The organism is Apibacter sp. B3546, assembly GCF_009827885.1.
GTDB lineage: Bacteria > Bacteroidota > Bacteroidia > Flavobacteriales > Weeksellaceae > Apibacter.
The window spans coordinates 106545-124865 of sequence record NZ_WINW01000004.1; the positions used below are offsets into that span (position 1 = coordinate 106545).

General features: G+C 29.0%; 16 protein-coding genes. 8 read left to right on the forward strand and 8 right to left on the reverse strand.

Annotated features, from left to right (window positions below):
* The 4 genes from GFU93_RS03715 (at window position 1) to GFU93_RS03730 (ending at window position 5823) form a co-directional block, all read left to right on the forward strand.
* Window positions 1–879, forward strand: a complete 879-nt coding sequence (locus GFU93_RS03715) for a nucleotidyltransferase (RefSeq protein ID WP_255448639.1) — start codon at window positions 1–3, stop codon at window positions 877–879.
* Entirely contained in the window at window positions 869–1357 is a 489-nt protein-coding gene (locus GFU93_RS03720; protein WP_160567379.1) for a hypothetical protein, read from the forward strand. Before GFU93_RS03715 ends, GFU93_RS03720 begins: the two co-directional genes overlap by 11 nt.
* Window positions 1358–1375: 18 nt before the next feature.
* Window positions 1376–2377 carry a hypothetical protein gene (locus GFU93_RS03725; protein ID WP_160567381.1) on the forward strand — a complete coding sequence of 334 codons (1002 nt, stop codon included), beginning with the start codon at window positions 1376–1378 and terminating at the stop codon, window positions 2375–2377.
* A 338-nt stretch (window positions 2378–2715) separates the two neighbouring features.
* The gene (locus tag GFU93_RS03730) at window positions 2716–5823 is read left to right on the forward strand and encodes a hypothetical protein (protein WP_160567383.1); all 3108 of its coding nucleotides are present in this window, start codon (window positions 2716–2718) and stop codon (window positions 5821–5823) included.
* Between the two features lie 94 nt (window positions 5824–5917).
* Here the strand turns inward: GFU93_RS03730 and GFU93_RS03735 are convergent, their stop codons facing one another.
* Genes GFU93_RS03735 through GFU93_RS03745 form a run of 3 tightly spaced genes read right to left on the reverse strand, consistent with a single transcriptional unit; the run spans window position 5918 to window position 8775 of the window.
* On the reverse strand, window positions 5918–6841 hold the full coding sequence (locus GFU93_RS03735) for a glycosyltransferase family 2 protein (protein WP_160567385.1): 924 nt from the start codon (window positions 6839–6841) through the stop codon (window positions 5918–5920).
* A gap of 9 nt (window positions 6842–6850) precedes the next feature.
* The gene (locus GFU93_RS03740) at window positions 6851–7762 is read right to left on the reverse strand and encodes a glycosyltransferase (protein ID WP_105297445.1); all 912 of its coding nucleotides are present in this window, start codon (window positions 7760–7762) and stop codon (window positions 6851–6853) included.
* The gene (locus GFU93_RS03745) at window positions 7759–8775 is read right to left on the reverse strand and encodes a hypothetical protein (RefSeq protein WP_160567387.1); all 1017 of its coding nucleotides are present in this window, start codon (window positions 8773–8775) and stop codon (window positions 7759–7761) included. The genes GFU93_RS03740 and GFU93_RS03745 overlap by 4 nt, the downstream gene beginning before the upstream one ends.
* Before the next feature lie 95 nt (window positions 8776–8870).
* Here GFU93_RS03745 and GFU93_RS03750 point away from each other — a divergent pair, with 95 nt between their 5' ends.
* The gene (locus tag GFU93_RS03750) at window positions 8871–9503 is read left to right on the forward strand and encodes a VanW family protein (protein WP_160567389.1); all 633 of its coding nucleotides are present in this window, start codon (window positions 8871–8873) and stop codon (window positions 9501–9503) included.
* 86 nt (window positions 9504–9589) lie between these two features.
* Here the strand turns inward: GFU93_RS03750 and GFU93_RS03755 are convergent, their stop codons facing one another.
* On the reverse strand, window positions 9590–10180 hold the full coding sequence (locus tag GFU93_RS03755) for an META domain-containing protein (protein WP_160567391.1): 591 nt from the start codon (window positions 10178–10180) through the stop codon (window positions 9590–9592).
* 305 nt (window positions 10181–10485) lie between these two features.
* Here GFU93_RS03755 and GFU93_RS03760 point away from each other — a divergent pair, with 305 nt between their 5' ends.
* Complete coding sequence (locus GFU93_RS03760; RefSeq protein ID WP_160567393.1) at window positions 10486–11277, forward strand: DUF2797 domain-containing protein; 792 nt, start codon at window positions 10486–10488, stop codon at window positions 11275–11277.
* On the opposite strand, the gene GFU93_RS03765 is transcribed toward GFU93_RS03760, so the two are convergent.
* On the reverse strand, window positions 11266–13068 hold the full coding sequence (locus GFU93_RS03765) for an alkaline phosphatase family protein (RefSeq protein ID WP_160567395.1): 1803 nt from the start codon (window positions 13066–13068) through the stop codon (window positions 11266–11268). The genes GFU93_RS03760 and GFU93_RS03765 overlap by 12 nt on opposite strands.
* A gap of 252 nt (window positions 13069–13320) precedes the next feature.
* On the opposite strand from GFU93_RS03765, the gene GFU93_RS03770 reads away from it, so the two are divergent.
* Window positions 13321–14685: a dihydrolipoamide acetyltransferase family protein gene (locus tag GFU93_RS03770; RefSeq protein WP_160567397.1), complete on the forward strand. Its 1365-nt coding sequence runs from the start codon at window positions 13321–13323 to the stop codon at window positions 14683–14685.
* A gap of 88 nt (window positions 14686–14773) precedes the next feature.
* Complete coding sequence (locus GFU93_RS03775; protein ID WP_160567399.1) at window positions 14774–15151, forward strand: copper resistance protein NlpE N-terminal domain-containing protein; 378 nt, start codon at window positions 14774–14776, stop codon at window positions 15149–15151.
* Between the two features lie 82 nt (window positions 15152–15233).
* Here GFU93_RS03775 and GFU93_RS03780 read toward each other — a convergent pair whose 3' ends face one another.
* The 3 genes from GFU93_RS03780 to GFU93_RS03790 all read right to left on the reverse strand — a co-directional run bounded on the left by GFU93_RS03780 (window position 15234) and on the right by GFU93_RS03790 (window position 18320).
* Window positions 15234–15809: a hypothetical protein gene (locus tag GFU93_RS03780; RefSeq protein ID WP_160567401.1), complete on the reverse strand. Its 576-nt coding sequence runs from the start codon at window positions 15807–15809 to the stop codon at window positions 15234–15236.
* Window positions 15810–15912: 103 nt separating this feature from the next.
* Window positions 15913–16524, reverse strand: a complete 612-nt coding sequence (locus tag GFU93_RS03785) for a J domain-containing protein (protein ID WP_160567403.1) — start codon at window positions 16522–16524, stop codon at window positions 15913–15915.
* Between the two features lie 146 nt (window positions 16525–16670).
* Window positions 16671–18320 (reverse strand): ribonucleoside-diphosphate reductase subunit alpha, encoded by a 1650-nt coding sequence (locus GFU93_RS03790; RefSeq protein WP_105297435.1) that lies wholly within the window; start codon window positions 18318–18320, stop codon window positions 16671–16673.
* Between the last annotated feature and the right edge of the window lies 1 nt (window position 18321).

The following is an 18321-nucleotide window of genomic DNA, read 5'->3' on the forward strand; positions in this document are numbered from 1 at the left end:
ATGGCAAGGAAACTTAAGGACATAACAGAAGAAATTTTAAACGAAAAAGGAAAATATCGTGAATTGGATCCGTTGGATTCTACCTCAAAAACCTCAATATGGAGATTATTTGTATATGTAATAGCCTATACCATATTTAATTTAGAATTACTGTTTGACCGACATAGAGAAGAAGTAGACAACTTAATTGCCGAATTGAAACCACATACGGCTAAATGGTACAGAAATAAGGCTCTGGCTTTTCAATATGGATTTGATTTATATCCGGATACGGATGTATTTAATAATGAGGGGTATACCGATGATCAGATAGAAGCAAGTAAAGTAGTAAAATATTCTGCCATAACTGAGGATAGCAACCGAAGCAGACTTATTGTAAAAGTAGCCGGTGAAAAAAATGGTGAACTGGTACCTTTAACGACTGGAGAAGTAAATTCTTTTACAGCATATATGGAAGAAATTAAAGATGCAGGTGTGCCGTTAACCATCATCAATTATCTGCCTGATTTATTGTATTTAAATATTACAATAAAAATTGATCCATTGGTATTGGATGAAAATGGAAACGCCATAGCTCCAATCAATGAAAATATAAGACCGGTAGATACAACAATACGTCAGTATTTACGCGAATTACCTTTTAATGGTGAATTAATGTTATCAAAATTGGTAGACAAACTGCAGCTGACGCCGGGAGTTAAAGACGTAAATATCTATGAAGCTTCTTCTTCATGGATCGATCCTCAAACTAAAAATTACGGAAATCCTATTGCTATTACAATGAGTAAAATACCTAATTCAGGATATTTTACTACTATTAAAAACAATGGGAATAATAAGATAGAAAATCTAGTTAAAATTGATTATAATGTGGTTTAACATAAATATAAAAAAACTGGCAGTCTTACATTTACCTACGGCACTTAGAAAAGCTCGAGAAATCAAATTCTTATTTAGTCTGGTAAAGCCGCTATCCCGTATACATTTTGATTGGTTACAAGTAAGAAATGAAAATATATATAAGTTAAATCATAATTCACAAGTATGCTACCTGCGCAAGACTCTAAATGATCGATTTGACCCTGCTGAAAGAAGGATAATTATTATGGATTATCAAATATATAAACAAAACTATATATACACTCAAGGAGAAAATAAGCCTTTTAAATTAGGAAATAGCTCTTCAACAGATTGCGGCCCCATGTATTTAAGACCGGCATACGACTATGATCTAAGTACCCTAAATTTTATAGTTAAGGTTCCCAATGAGCTGTTAGTCGATAATATATATAAAATAAAAGCACTTATTGAATACTATAAATTAGCTAATAAAAAATACAAAATTGAAAAATTATAAACTTATAAGTTACTAAAAATGGATTACATTATATTTAATCAAACCGGTGGTTTTCCTTTGCAAACAGACACCTTAGACTTTATGCAACAAATGTACAGACCATTTCTTAACGATATGGGACGTATGGCCGGAAGAAGAGCAATAATTTGCGGGTGTGAAGAACATGGCTCTAAGATAACCAAAGGACTCATTCAAATTGACAATGAACTGTTTATTTTAGCTGAAGGAACTAAACAACATTCCATCACCATAGTTGAGGAAAAAAAAGAGTATGAATTTGAAAATGGCGAAAAAAAAGTAACCATTGTAACACGATATGCATCTTTTGGCACGGGAGCTGTATCTTATTCCTGGAATGAATTTAAACGAGTACCGGATCTTAGCTTGATTCCTGAAGAAATAAAACGTTTAGATTGGAGAATAGACGGAAGAGTACCTTATGACGTTTTTAATCAATACCTAAATGAAAGCAAAAGTAATCGAGCTCATCTACAAAAACAAATTGATGGACGTGTGACAAATAAAGAATTTGGTGAGTTTTATAACAAAAATAAAGAGGTTCAAGCGTATCTTCAAGAACAAATTAATGGGCGTGTGACAAATAAAGAATTTGGTGAATACTACAATAAAAATGAAAAAGTTCAAACCTATCTTCAAAAACAAATAGATGCTCGAATTACTAATGATAATTTTGCTAAACATTATAAAGAAAATTCGGAAGCTCATAATTTTCTTCAAAAACAAATAGATGCTCGAGTTACTAATGAAAATTTTGCTAAACATAACAAAGATAATTCAGATGCTCATAAATCATTTCAAGCACAACTTAATGTTAGGTTAACTCATACCGAACATGCAAAATTTTATCATGAAAATATGGATGCTCATCAATATCTTCAAGCACAAATTGATGGTAGGGTAACTCATACCGAACATGCAAAATTTTATCATGAAAATCTTTCTGCTCATACCTATTTACAGCAACAAATTGACAGACTAAATAAAAAAGTTTTTAGATAAATCAACTGTTTTCTTAAATGCATTTAAAATGAAAACTTATTAGTCGGCCTTCGATTATCGAGTTTAAAATAAATTGTCAGATTATTTAAAAATATATTATATATATTTTTTATATATAATCATTATAATTTACAAAAAAACAAATAGTTAATCTATAAATCTTATCAGTTGGATGAATTTTTAAATGACAAAAAAAGGTACTTTAAAACAATAAGTTAAAAATAAAAAAACCGGACGAGTATCAATTCTCAAAGTAGATGGTTAAAAATTTTAATTTATCTAACATAGATTCTAATTTTTACCTTTTTTAAAGATAAATAATATTAAAATTTACAAAAATGACAACAAAAGATACATTAAAACAGTGGTTTAAAAATGGCAAGAAACCTGACGAATCTCAATTCTCGGAATGGTTGGAAAGCTATTGGCATAAGGATGAAAAAATACCAATCGAAATCATTGAAAATATAAATAATATATTAGCTAATAAATCAGATACTTCTCTAGTCAAAAGCCTGATAAATCAATTGGAGGGAAAAGTTGATAAAGAAGTTATAATGTCTTTAGAAAAATACATAAAGGAGATCATTGATGATAATCTCAACACAGCTTCGGATAAGACCTATTCTATAGATAAAATACAACAAATTGTTGAAACTATTAATAATAAACTTGAAACAAAATCTGATGCCTCTTCCCTTGGTATTTTATTTGAACAACTTGATAATAAGGTTGATAAAAATGTTGTTCAAAATTTGACCAATCATTTATATGGTTTAATTGATGACAGTCAAACTTCTGCTTCCGATAAAACGTATTCCATAGACAAGATACAAGAAATTATTAGCAAGTATGTTAAAGATGCGGTTATCGATATCAAATATAATGATCAAACCAACAAATTATTGGTTCAATATCAAAACGGAGAATCCCAAGAGCTAATTATAAAGGATAATTTTTTATCGGAAATTACTTATGATTCATCCCATAAAGAAATTAAGTTTATTCTTGAAAGCGGAAAAACCTTTACTACAAATATCTCTGATTTACAAGACATTTACAGGACGACTGAAAACGGGGGAATTGAAATAGATAATGAAAATCAGATATCAATAAAAAAGGGTGGTATAAACGAATCCATGCTTGACGAGGATGTTAAAGAGAAAATCAATCATACCGATACGTTACAACAAATTACTGAAAAGGGCAATTCAACCACTAAAGATTTACTTATAAATTCTGCTTCTCTGGGTGCTGATACCAATGGTAATATCAAATTTGGTACAGATGCTTTAAACAGCAAAAACGAATCGACGCGTAACAACCTGGCTATCGGAAGTCAAGCATTATCGAAAAATGTTACCTGTCCGGATGTTTTAGCAATCGGAAATCATGCATTGAAGGAGTTTGACGGTATGGGTTCTGAATCCGATTGGATCACAAGCATTGGGCATAACTCCGCAACAAAATTAAGAAACGGCGCCAACTCTTTATTTGCGGGACACGGTGCCGGACAAAATTTAGAATCTTGTAACTTCGATACATTTATGGGCGCTTTAACCGGGACGAATGCTAAAAAATCTGTCAGCAATGTTCTGATTGGACAAGCAGCGGCCTACAACGCTCAACAATTGACAGATGAAACTGCTATTGGTCATCTTGCATTGGGAAAATATAAAGGAGTAGATTATAAATCATCTACAGATAGTAAACCTATGACTTCGGGAGGTAATATTTCAATTGGTAAATATGCTTCATATAAAACTTTATATGGTCGCGAAAATACATTTATCGGCCACCAATGTGGATACGATTTTTCAAATTACGGTGAATATAACACCTATTTGGGTTCCGGTATAACCAAAGGTTACAATCAAGTATATGGAAATACCAGTGTTGTTATTGGTGCATATGCAAGTTTGCCGATGAGGTTTGAATTAACTAATAAATTGGTGATCGATGCCAAAAGACCGGAAGATCCTAAGAGTGATCCTTTAGTGTACGGAGATTTTAAAGAGAAATGGTTTAAAATAAACGGGAAACACAGACTTAATTATGAGTATACGCCCAATGCGGATTTAAACCGAGATTTTAAACCAAGCCATATGCTTGTTTCTGATGATGAAGGTAATGTGGGAGTAACGAAATATGTAGATATAGCTAAGGCTACTTATTCACATGAATATGAAATTAATGATTCAGAGTTTTCAAAGATATGTTCTTTTTCTTTTAATCAATTAAACGGCCGGGCATTTTTAAATCTTTTATTAGATGGAATTGATGCTAATTTGAATAATAGCATTTCAACGGCATATATACGTTCAAGTGTGATAAATAATTCCAGGGTAGTTAAAGGTCTTCAAGAAAACAAAACGGAGAATGTCAACTATAAGCTTTATTATAAAAAAGAATTTGAAAAAATAGATGATTATATTTTTCAACCCATAAGCCAAGATAATGGTACAAATTTTAATTTAATATCTAAAAATTATAAAGATTTATATATTTTAAAGCCAAAAACCGGATATAACAGATATTATATACCGATGGATAAAATTACAAATTTGGATGATGAAAATCGCTATTATACTGCTTCAATGGTTGTGATACCAAATGAGCAGGATACCCAAGATACTGTATTTTTCAATACTATCATATTAGGTGGAGTAAATGGCAATAATTGGAATCATAGAATTGGATGGAAAGATTTTAAAAAAATCAATAATTCCGATGGTAGTGTTTTTCTATATAGTACATTCTTAGTTGAAAGATCTTCCGGAAGACAATTTACAGAATTTAGTTTTGTATGTGAAAATAACTCGACCCAAAATCAGACAAAAATAACTAATTTAAAGGTTGAAGAGGGAGAAAAGTATACTCCGTATATTGAAACTTTTAATGATTATTCTAATGAATCAAATGGCGTAACTTTCCCGATTAAAGGCTTGCCCGGTTCTTCCCTTATCTGTATTGATGATAAATATGTTCATGTTGCTTATGCTGATGATAGTAACGGAAATGGATTCTCTATTACGCCAGAAGGTAAAAATTTTGTAGGAGTATATGTCGATCGTATTTCTGAAACTAATGAAAACCCTAAATTATATACATGGAGCTCAGTTTCAGATCTTCTTGCTTCCAATGAAGATGTCATAAATATATCTTGCGGTGAATTCGAAGGTAAAAAGCATTATTTACATGTTGCATATGCCGACAATCATAAAGGAGATGGATTTTCCACTAATAATACTAAAAAATTTATAGGACTTCTCTTGGATACTAATGAAGTAAACCAACAATTTTCTCTATTTCTTAAATCTGAAGATGCAGATATGAAAGTTCAAGTCAGCGTTTTATCTTTGAATGAAAAAATGGGCAAAATAGATTTTATCCAAGACGAAAAAATAGATTACGATAAATTTTCCACTGAATTTTCAGTTTTATAATAATTTAATATTCTAATTATTTAATAAAAAAGCCTCATTTAAGAGGCTTTTTTGGTTTATATTTATGTATGTAATTTTATACACAATTTAATTATTATAAAAGGTACATTTTAATTTTCGGATTATATAATGTTCTTATATAATATTTAACATAAGTTTTTAAGCGTATTTTATTACCATTATTTTTAATAATTTTCATTATTTCTTTCATTTTGGCTGCTCCCCCGTAGTTATAGGATTCTAATAAATCTTTATCTAGATCAATGGTAAATTTTTCTTTTTTAACTTTCTTTAAATAAGTATTTATCCTAATTTTAGCCATGAATCGTTCGTCGAATTCATCTTCGTTATCAAGACTAAAGCATAAACTATCCTTTCTATAGGTAATACAATATAGAGGAAAATCATCAACGAAATAGTTTTTAGATAACTCACCTGCTTTGATAACAAACAAAGCTTCTTCCCCGATTCTTTCTTCATCAAAAATTAAGTTATTTTTTTCGATAAAATTTCTGTTAAACATTTTAGCCCAAACTTCCCAATTTTTATATATTAATTGATCTTTTGCTTTAATTTTATTATATCGCAACTTTTTGTAATATTTTTTTCTTGTTTTGAGTAAATATAAATGTCTAATAGATTTCTGTAAAGAATTACTTTCTACACTGGTAGCCAAATAATAAATTATTTCTTCATTACTATCTTTATATTTATCTAGTTCATATAAAAAATTTGGATTAAAAAAGTCATCGGAATCTGCAAATAATAGCCATTTTCCTTTAGCTTTTTGTAATCCTATATTACGTGCATACCCAACTCCTTTACCCTCTTTGGTAAAATATATTTCGACATTTTTTCTATTGTATCCGGGAAAGTTTTTAAAATCCACATAAGAAGAATCACTGTCGTCATCAATAATTATAATTTGTATATCATCTCTATAAGGAATTGAATTTAAACACCTTTGTAATAATTTAGGTGTATTTTTATGTGGAATAATTATAGAATAGGTATACATTTAGGAACTTTATTTAAAAGATTTTTTTAAATAAATTTTTAATCGCTTGGAGTAAGGAATGTCTTTTATATTATTGAAAAGTTCAACGCTTATATATTCCGGGATTTTATTTTTAGGGGTTGTAAGGTATATTTTCCTTAGTAATTTATTTCTATATTCTTCTGTTTTTTTTAGTAATTGATTTAATTTGTTATTCTTACAAAAGTCTATTCGATCTTTCAATGCTTCGATAAAAGCGATTTCTTTCTTATATGAAAATTCTTCATAAATTTTATTGGTTATACTATTTGCCCTTTTAAAATAATAATAAAGAACTTGATCCAATTCACATATTTTATGGGCTTTAAACATAGCTTTAAACCAAACATATTCATCTTCGCATATTTTTACATTTTCAGGAAATCTCAATTCATCCCATAAATATCGTTTGTAAAGCTTATTCCAAATAACTACATAACGAACGGTATCTTTCTTGTAACTAAAATTTTTAATAAAATTATATCCATTGTATTCATTGCTTTTATATAAAGAACGGTGATCCTCCTTTATTTCATTGAAATGGGTGAAATTTTGAAAATTACATAAAATGAGGTCACTATTCGTCTTAATCAATGTATTATATAGTATTTCATAGAAATGTACAGATATAACATCATCAGGGTCTACAAATCCAATGAACTCACCTTTTGCTCTGTCTAAACCTCTATTCCTGGCTATTGAAGTTCCTTTATTTTCCTGATGAATAACAACAATCCTGGAATCTTTTTTTGCATATTCATCACAAATAAATCCGCTAGAATCTGTAGATCCATCATTAACCAGAAGTATTTCCAAATCTGAATAGGTTTGATTTATTACAGAATCTATACATCTACTTAAATATTTTTCTACATTATAGATGGGAATTATAACTGATATCATTTATTAGCAGGATTTGTATTAAAAAATAATTGTAATTGATTTTCAAATTCTAATTCTTCATTTAGAACTTCATTTCTGTACTCATTAAAATCCAATATGGCATGATCATAATTAATCATAGAATATTCTATTTTATCGATAATTTTTGAAAGTTCATTTTTTGCATATTTAAACTTATATCCCATTGGAATATTCAAATCTTGTTGATATTTTGAAGATCCCCCCATACCTGAAATAATAATACATTTCATTACTGATGATTCTCTTAACATTTTGTCTCTTCCGGGATTGTATCCAAAATCTATATATACTTTTGCTTTTTTCATGGTTTCAACCACTTGATCGGTTGTCATATTCTTTATGGCTATCCATGTATACTTCGAGCTTTTCTTTTGTATGGATTTTAAATCTTTATTATTTTTTTTAGGATTATAGATTATTATATTTTCTTTTTTAACTAAATTTTTAATTTGATTACTTTCTGATAAAAAAAGAGGATTTACATAATCGCATACAAAAGATATCTTATTTTCAGGTATGTGATTTTCGATAAGATATATATAGGATCGGTAAGATTGAGCCCAATGAACTACATCAGGAAGATTTTCAAAATGGTACTCTTGCTCTTCTTGCTGACCTTTAAAATATTTTGAAATATAAAATTTTAATCCTCTGTGTCGATTCTTCATACAAATTGAATAGAAATCAACACTCAACCACCAAACGATCTTCTTACTTTTTTTATACTTAAAAATATAATTGGTAAGGGATTCCGGAATGATAATAACACTATTGGGATGATCATCAATAGTTTCAATCTCTGATGTATCGTAGATATTATAAACTTGCGGTTTTGGATTTACATTAGATTTTTTATGTATATAATACATTTTAGCATCTAATTTAAGAACAGTTCTTAATTTATGACTTAATTGATGTAATGCTTCCGGTCCACCGGTTGAGATATTTGCAGGACAAATTATATATATTCTTGATGGATAAGTTATTATCATAATGTCTTCTAGCTCTGCAAATGTAATCAATTCTTACATTCTATAGAATTCCGCAGATGTTTTTTTATTAAATTTACGTTACTAATTTCTTTACGATGAACATAGTTAAATGTTTAAAAAACTACTTTACATTTACTAATTATGCTAAACATGTAGAAAAAGATGAAGCAAACTATCCTCATGAAATTCTCTTATCATATAGGATTACGAACCTTCCTTTTGTTTCTTTAGAACGGTTAGCTAATCAGATGTTATGGATACAAAATTCACTTTCTAATGTAGTAATTAAACCCAATCAGGTATTTTCTTTTTGGAAAGTTTTAGGTAATCCCGTTCATATGTTACACAATTCTGATTCAACATTCTTATACGAAATATACAGCAGTATTATTTACCATCTGGCACTAATAAGTGGATTAGCAATACTTGAGAGACATCCTTCAACGGTAGATCATTTCACTGAAGATCATAGAATATATCCGTTAGGTGCGGAAGCATCGGTGTTATATAAATCCAGAGATTTAAAAATTAAAAACGGTTATGCTTTTCCTATAAAATTTAATTTTCAAATTAAAAATCAAATTTTGAATGGATCTATTTTAAGTTCAGAAAAAATAATACGTAACGAAGTAGTTTTTACCAATAGAGATTTTAAAAATTTCAAGGAAGTTTTAACTCGAATAAACCGTAGAACTACAGAAGTTTCCTTTTATAAAAAGAAACTATAAAAATATAGCTTCATGTATTCTAACATGAAGCTACGTTTTTAAAAATTTTTATTAACTGTTTAAATTTAAAAACTTTATCTATGAAATCATGAATTAAATCTTTCAAAAACTAAAATTTCTTGTCCATTATTATAAAATGATAAAATAGAATCTCCTTCTCTAATTTCATCAATACTTTGCAAAGCATTTAAAAATTGAGATTCATCAAAATCACAAGGCAATTCGGTTGAAGATAATCTTGATAAATTAAAAATAGTATTTTCCCAAGTATAATAGGCAGTAAATTTGTTACAACCTGTTGTTCCGTAAATTTGTTTCCAAGGTTCATCAAATCTCATCAAGGGTAAAGTTTCGTATAAATCAGAAGCATTTTGAGAATTCAATCTAACTAATTTCCATTTCACTACATTCTCATCACCTAGATAAACCATTATTTTATCTAGTTTGTCCTTAGGTTTTTTAGTTGTATTAGTTCCTTGATCCTCTACTTTTATAGTAATTACATTATCTGCTTTATCGATTGTACCGGTACTTATAGTAACTTCATCTACCGATTGATTTATTTGAACTTCGTTATAATCTTTCAATGCTTTTTTTGATGTTCCACAGCTAGTGATTAAAAATAATGGAAATAACCCTAAGAAAATTAAATGAAAATCTAATAAACTTTTTTTCATAATATTTAAGAATGTATTGTACGATTAATTAACTTTTTGAGCATAATAAATATTAGGTAAAGATATAAAAAACCTGCAATAACAACTATTTTTTTTATATTTTTTTTTCAAACAAAAATAAGATTTAAGTTTCAAAATTAATTTTATTTTATTGAATTAATTGAAACAAAATAACTTAAGCTATATATGTGACAAGAATTTTTATTTGAAAGTACTATGAATGAGTAAGGATTGAATACTATCATATTTATATATTTGTAATATTCAAGATAATAATTCTGACTAATGTAAATAAATTATTCTTTATGCATCTAACCGGACAACTAACCAAAATGATAACCGAATATAATTCTCCTATTCAGTATTATCTAAATTTTAATGATGAAATACTTATTATTAATCAACTATTAGATAAAAAAATCAAAGTACGATTTGATCATTATAAATGTCTGGGATGTGGTTTGGATAAAGAAATATTTGCCATGGGATATTGTAAGGATTGCTATTTTACTTCTCCCTATGCAGGAGATTGGATCCTAAGACCCGAATTATCTAAAGCCCATTTAGGCATGGAAGACAGAGATTTAAGTGTTGAATCTCAAGCTCAACTTCAACCTCACATAGTTTATTTAGCAAACTCCGGTGGAATTAAGGTTGGTGTCACAAGAAAATCTCAATTACCTTATCGTTGGATCGATCAAGGTGCTGAGTACGCCATAAAATTAGCAGAAACTGAAAATAGATATGAAGCCGGAGTCATTGAAACCATTCTTAAAAAACACGTTTCAGATAAAACTAATTATAGGAAAATGTTAAGCGAATCAGTACCCTATATAGAATTATCAATTGTGAAAAATGAGCTTAAAACATTTATACCCGATCAGCTAGAAAATTATATTTTAGAGGATAACAAAATTTTTAATTTTCAATATCCTGTAATCGCATACCCACATAAAGTAAATTCGGTAAACCTTAAAAAGGTTTTTGAATTTGAAGGAGTTCTAAAAGGTATTAAAGGTCAATATTTGCTTTTTGATAATAATATGGTGTTTAATGTTAGAAATCATGAGGGATTCGTTGTCGATTTAATCCTTTGATTTTACCAAAGATAATTCATTATCTATCAGTCTGTTATTATATTGTTGAATATACGATTTAATTTTTAATTCAAAGTTTTCTTTAGGATAATTTGAAATTGAATGTTGTAATAAACTGTCTTTTGTATAATCATATACTCGTAAAATCTTTTTACCGTCAAAAGTAACATAATACTGATTGATTAAAAATCTATAAATACCTTCATTAAAATTGGCAACAACTCGATCTTTACTTTCAACGGGATTACCAAAAGAAAAAATTTGTCCTTTATAACCCAGATAATTCAAAACTTCGGGGTAAATATCGATTTGACCCATTAATTTATTTTCTGTCCCCTTTAATTTAGAATTTGAAGGATCAAATAGTAATATAGGTATTGAATAATTACCTATTTCTGTTAAAAAATATTCAGGTTTCGCTCCTCCTCTACTTGTATGATCGGGAGTTAAAACAAAGACCGTGTTAGTATACCATTCTTGTTTTTTGGCATTTTCAAAAAACTTTCTTAAAGCAAAATCGGAATAAGCAATACTTTCGTGAATATCTCTGTTTCCTTTAGGAAATTTATTTTTATATTGTTCAGGAATGGTATAAGGAGAATGTGAAGAAACGGTAAAAATAGTTGAAAAGAAAGGTTGTTTAAAAGTATTAAATTTTTTTAGTGTAAACTGTAAAAATTCTTCATCAAAAATTCCCCATACTCCATCATATCCCCCTTTTTCCGTATATTCATTTTTACCATAATAATTATCATAGCCGGAAATACGGGCAAATTCATTGAAATTTTGACTTCCATTAAATGCCCCGTGAAAAAAAGATGTATTATATCCTTCCTTTTTTAAAACAGCATTAAATCCATCAATTTGATTAAAGGAATAAGGTGAAGATATATAAGAAACTTCCATAAGACAAGGTATAGATGTAATTACTGATGGTACTGCATCAATTGATTTTAATCCATTAGCAAAAGCATTGGTATAATACCTGCCCTCAGTAAGTAAAGAATCTAAAAACGGTGTTAATTTCCTACCTTCAAATTGTTGGTAAATATTTTCTTTTCCAAAACTTTCCAAAATAATAATTACTAAATTCTTTTTATTAAAAATTCCATCCGAATTGATATTTATAATTGGTTGATAAGTAGTTTTTAATTGTTGAGGGGTAAAATAATTCTTCTTTTTTAAATTATCTTTTTTATTTATAGTTTTAAAAATTGTAAAAGTTGTGTTTAATACCACTGCGGTATTTTGGGGATAATCGGTATAATTTATAGCATCAACCGTTTTAATTGGAGCCCTTTGGATTCCTCCTCTTCCCAATAATATAATTAAGCCGACAAATAATAAAAAAACTAATGAGCTCACGAAGATACCTTTCCATCCGTTTTCTTTTTCTTGTCTGTATGATGTTTCAGGAATAAATTTCCAAAAACAAAACATAGCCACTAAATATCCTAAAAACATATACCAATATTGAGCTAAGAATACAGGAATTAGTCTGAGTATATCTCCTTCCATACCGGAAGCGGTAATCAATGCATAGGTACTTCTTTTATTAGTATATATATAATATTTTATATCAATGAAATTGACTCCTATAAAAAAAGCATTGATTAAAAAAAATAATATTTTTAAACTTTTTTGATAGGTACGATTATACTTAAAGTTGCCCGGAATCGTACTTAATACAATTATGAGAATATTACTTAAAAAAATTGCTGCCAAATCAAATCGTAAGCCTCCTAAAAACTCCGATAATCCTATGTTTTTGAAAAAATGAAAATTGAACACATAGAAAATTGCTCTACAGAGTTGGTAACAAAAAATTAAGAGCAAAATTCTAAGCAATAACTGTTTTATGCTTAATTTATAATTCATAATAACAAGTGAATAGTTAGTAATACAAAATTATATAATTTTTCATCAATTTAATCAATAAAATTTGTCTTTTTTTAATAATTTGATACTGATTCTGAGTATAACATAAAAAATTTAATCTCATTCCATATTTTTTTCCTAGTTTTGTCTTTCTAATTATTAACTATGGCTGAATATAAACTTATATTACCTCCTATGGGAGAAGGTATAATGGAAGCTACAATTACCGGATGGGTTAAGAATGAAGGAGATTATGTAGAAGAGGATGAAACTATTGTTGAAATTGCGACAGATAAGGTCGATTCAGATGTCCCTTCCTCCATTTCGGGAAAACTACTAAAAAAGCTCAAAGAAGTAAATGATATTTGCAAAATTGGAGAAGCTTTTGCTATATTAGAAATTGAAGATGCTGATGAAAAATCATCCGCTGTTTCTAAAACCGAAATATCTTTAAATCAGGATGATACTTTAACAATCAATACATCTATAAATGTACCTAATATAACAGCTGAATTAGAAAAACCTTTGGTTTCTAATTCTGAACTACATAACAGTAATGCTTCTAAAAGTACGTATTATTCACCCTTAATTAGATCTATTTGTAAAAAAGAAAATATTTCACAATCGGAATTAGATTTATTACAAGGAACGGGACTAAACGGTAGAATTACAAAAGAAGATATCCTTTCCTATTTAAAAAGTAGAAATCTTTCCGCTACCATAAAAGTATCACCTATACTGGAACCGGTTCATAATAGCCCTAAAGTATCAGAAAATACGTCTGAAACCTCTATATTAAATTCTTCTCCTTCCATATCGGATGGTGATGAAATCATAGAAATGGACCGTATGCGTAAGCTTATTTCTAAAAATATGCTGCAAAGCAGACAAATTTCGGCTCATGTTACTTCATTTGTTGAAGCAGATGTCACCAATATAGTACTTTGGAGAAATAAAAATAAAGATTCTTTCTTCAAAAATGAAGGAGTAAAGCTCACTTTTATGCCTATGTTTATTCAGGCAATTGTAAAAGCAATAAAAGATTTTCCTATGATTAATATCTCCGTAGATGGGGACACAATTATTAAAAGGAAAAATATTAATATAGGTATAGCAACAGCTGTTCCTAATGGCAATTTAATTGTTCCTGTTATAAAAAATGCAGATCAGTTGAGTTTATCCGGACTTGCAAGATCAATAAATGATTTAGCAAATCGTGCAAGAAATAATCAGCTAAAACCGGAAGATACCAATAATGGAACGTATACTTTGAGCAATATTGGAAGTTTTGGAAACCTTGCAGGAACGCCGATCATCAACCAACCTCAAGTTGCCATTATGGCTGTTGGATCGATTGTTAAAAAACCGGCAGTTATTGAAACTCCACAAGGAGACATGATAGGTATACGCCATATGATGATTATCTCACATACCTATGATCACAGGGTCATAGATGGAGCTTTAGGAGGTGCTTTTGCTAAAAAGGTCTCTGATTATTTAGAAAAATTTGATCCTAATACAAAATTTTAAAGTTGAAATATATTTAAAAAATTAATTGTTGCCTGTGAACATTCATTCAATACAATATTATATACTACTAATTATATTTAGTTGCCTTTTGAGCAGTTGCATTAAGAAACAAACGATAAAAGCTTCTAACCAAACTGATTCTTTATCAGTATCTTCTTCAATTAAGGATACTTTACCTAAGAAATTTATCGGTACTTATCAAGGAAGTATTTCATGTGATGATTGTGAATTTGTGGTTCTGACTTTAGATCAAAGTAATACGTATAAGTTAAAAATTCAACTTTTTACTGACGAAGATTCTAAAGGATCAATTATTTATGAACAAGGTAATTTCAATTGGGATAGAAAAAATTCAACGATAGCTTTAGATAAGTTTGGTTTTAAATTTAAAGCTTTTGAAAAAAAACTGTACTATCTTGACAATACAGGTCAATACGATACCGAAGAATATTTAATTAAACAATAATCTATATAAATAATCATGTAAGTTTAATATTACTTGATTATTTCATTCTCAGTAAATTTTGTCGATTTTTTGAAATAAATATTTAAAATTCTAAATCATAATTAGAGATAGATAAACTTATTAAAATATTTTTTTCATTAAAGTAAAAAGTAGTATAAATTTTATCTGTCACTACTTTATATGTAGGTTGTTTCGTATTTTTAAATTTTATTAAACGCTTAGCATATATTTTTTCAATGGAACTTAGAGAAGATTGATGTAAGACAATTGAATTTGATAATTCCACTGAATTGGTTCCTCCATAATTGAAACTAACCAATGAAATTTTATCATTACTTCCTAATCGCCCGCCACCCTCTGATATTGCACTAATTTGAAAACCATTCGTGAAATCCCAAGTATAAATGTTTCCTGAACCTTCGATGGGGTCTGCACCCGTATAAGTAGCTATAGTATTGATTGCCTCTATTTTTTGCGGTAATTTAAATCCTTTAGCAGTAAAAAATAATTCTTTAATTTTAGCCGTAGATTTGGGACCTAAAATAAGGCTTTTCTTTTTTAATTTAGTAGTTGTTATCCTATTGGTTTTATTTTGTGAAAACAGCTCTCCGCTGTTTAAAATCGTTAGTAGAGTGAAAACGAATACAATTTTTTTCATTATAATTATTTTAGTATCTTACAATATATCTAATTTTTTTGGCTTTAAGATTACAATTTCAAACGATAACGTCTGTTTTAGCCTATTGTTTGAATCCATTAATTTATGGAACAAACATTTGTTTTATTTTATAAGTAAACTTTAAAAAAATAGAGGTAAAAAAATACTTGTTTTCCGTCTGATTAGTAGTGAAACTAATAAGAGCTACAAGACTATGATCATTATCGGCTAATTTTAAAAGCTTGATTATGATTTTTTCTTTATCTAAAGATGGTAAAAACTTTATACATTTTAAATTTTCAATTATAATCTGCTTACGAACTTCTTTATCACTTTTTAAAAGTAAGAAGTTGATATTTTCATCAGACAATAATTTTTCCAACCCTGAATATAACGCATTTTTATTTATTTTATTAATGCCTCTATCATAAATGAATTTACGAATATCCTGAAACTTTTTTAAAAAAATATAAGGTGTAATGGGTTGAGAATAAGAAGATATTTTTTTTCTGTATCTTACGTCATAATTTTTACGAAATTCTTCATTGGATAAAATATGATATGCTTCGTTAATATCTATAAAAAGCTTTTCATTATCTTTATTATTTAAATTCCTGTCCGGATGATATTTAAGGGCTAATCTTCTATAAGATTTTTTAATTTCCTTACGCGATGCAGTCGGATCGACTTCTAATATAGTATAAAAATCTTTCATTATTTTAGGCTACAACCAGTATTAAAAAGAACATTCGGCACAAATATAAGCTATTTAAAATACATTTACACCGATTGATAAACATTTAAACGAAAAAAGACTATTTAAAAATAGTCTTTTTATAGGATATAAGATAGTTATAATCACTACGATTCACAACTGCTGCAATTAACCAAATTAACCACCAACTCTTTAGCCACACTTTGACTTCTTTGATAATAAAGAGTTTTAATACCTAATTTCCAAGCTTCAATTAATAATCGGTTTACCTCTTTTACCGGAAGTTCAGCAGGTATATTTAAATTTAAAGATTGGGATTGGTCCACATATTTTTGTCTTATAGAGGCCTGTTGAACAATTTCCAATTGGCTGATTTCTTTAAAAGTTTTGAAAACTTGTTTTTCTTCATACGATAAATCTTTTAAATGTTGTACACTTCCACCATTTAGCATAATACTTCTCCAAGTGTCTTCATTATTAATATTTTTCTCCGTAAGAAGCATATCCAAATACTTATTTTTACGCATGAAATTACCTTTGGAAAGACCCGCTTTGTAATAATTGGAACTGAACGGCTCTATCCCCGGCGATGTTTGACCTAAGATCGCAGAAGATGAAGTGGTTGGCGCAATAGCCAATAAAGTAGAATTTCTTCTTCCGTAACCTTTTAATAATTCTGGTTCTCCGTAAATTCTGGCTAAATCTTCAGTTGCTTTATTGGACTTATCCTGCAAATATTTAAAAATCTCAACGGTCTTTTGTTTAGCAACCATTCCTTCAAAAGGAATCATGTTTTTTTGCAAATAAGAATGCCATCCTAAAACTCCCAAGCCTAGTGCTCTGTGCTTTTTAGCAAATTTATTTGCGGGTGACAAGTAATAATTACCTTCTGTTTTTACAATAAATTCCTGTAAAACGGCATCCAAAAAGAATACGGCTAATTTTACTGCTTCCGTGTCTTTCCATTCATCATATAATTCCAAGTTCATGGATGAAAGACAACATATAAAAGATTCTTCTTCTGTGGAAGGAAGCATAATTTCTGAACAAAGATTAGAAGCATGGATAACCATTCCTTTATCTTTGTATACCTGTGGTTTATTTTTATTAATATTATCAGTAAAGAATATATAAGGTAAACCTTTTTGTTGACGACTTTCTAAAACTTTAGCCCAAATTTTTCTTTTATCAATATCCCCGTCAATCATTTCCTGCATCCAATAATCAGGAACGCATATACCGAAAAATAAATTTTGAATCGGATTTCCTATATCGCGTATGGATAAAAATTCTTCAATATCGGGATGATCAATATCCAAATAAGCAGCAAAAGCTCCTCTTCTTACTCCCCCTTGAGATATAGTATCCATGGCAGTGTCAAATAATTTCATGAAACTTACCGCTCCACTACTTTTGCCATTATCCGAAACCGCTGATCCTCTTTCTCTTAAAGCTCCAAAATAACCGGAAGTACCTCCGCCAATTTTGGTCTGCATGATTACTTCTCCTAATTTATGAGTTATTCCTTCTATACTGTCAGGAATATGAACATTGAAACATGATATAGGCAATCCTCTTTCTGTTCCCATATTTGCCCATATGGGTGAGCTTAAACTCATCCAGCCCCTTTCAATCATTTCCTGAAAAGCTTCTTTTAGTTCAGGTTTGTATAATCGTTGAGCGGCAGCAGAAGTAATACGATCAATTGCTCCTTCAACCGTCTCTCCCTTTAGAAGATACCCCCTATTTAATATTTGTTCACTTTCCGAATTTTTCCACCAAAGTTTTTCGCTCATA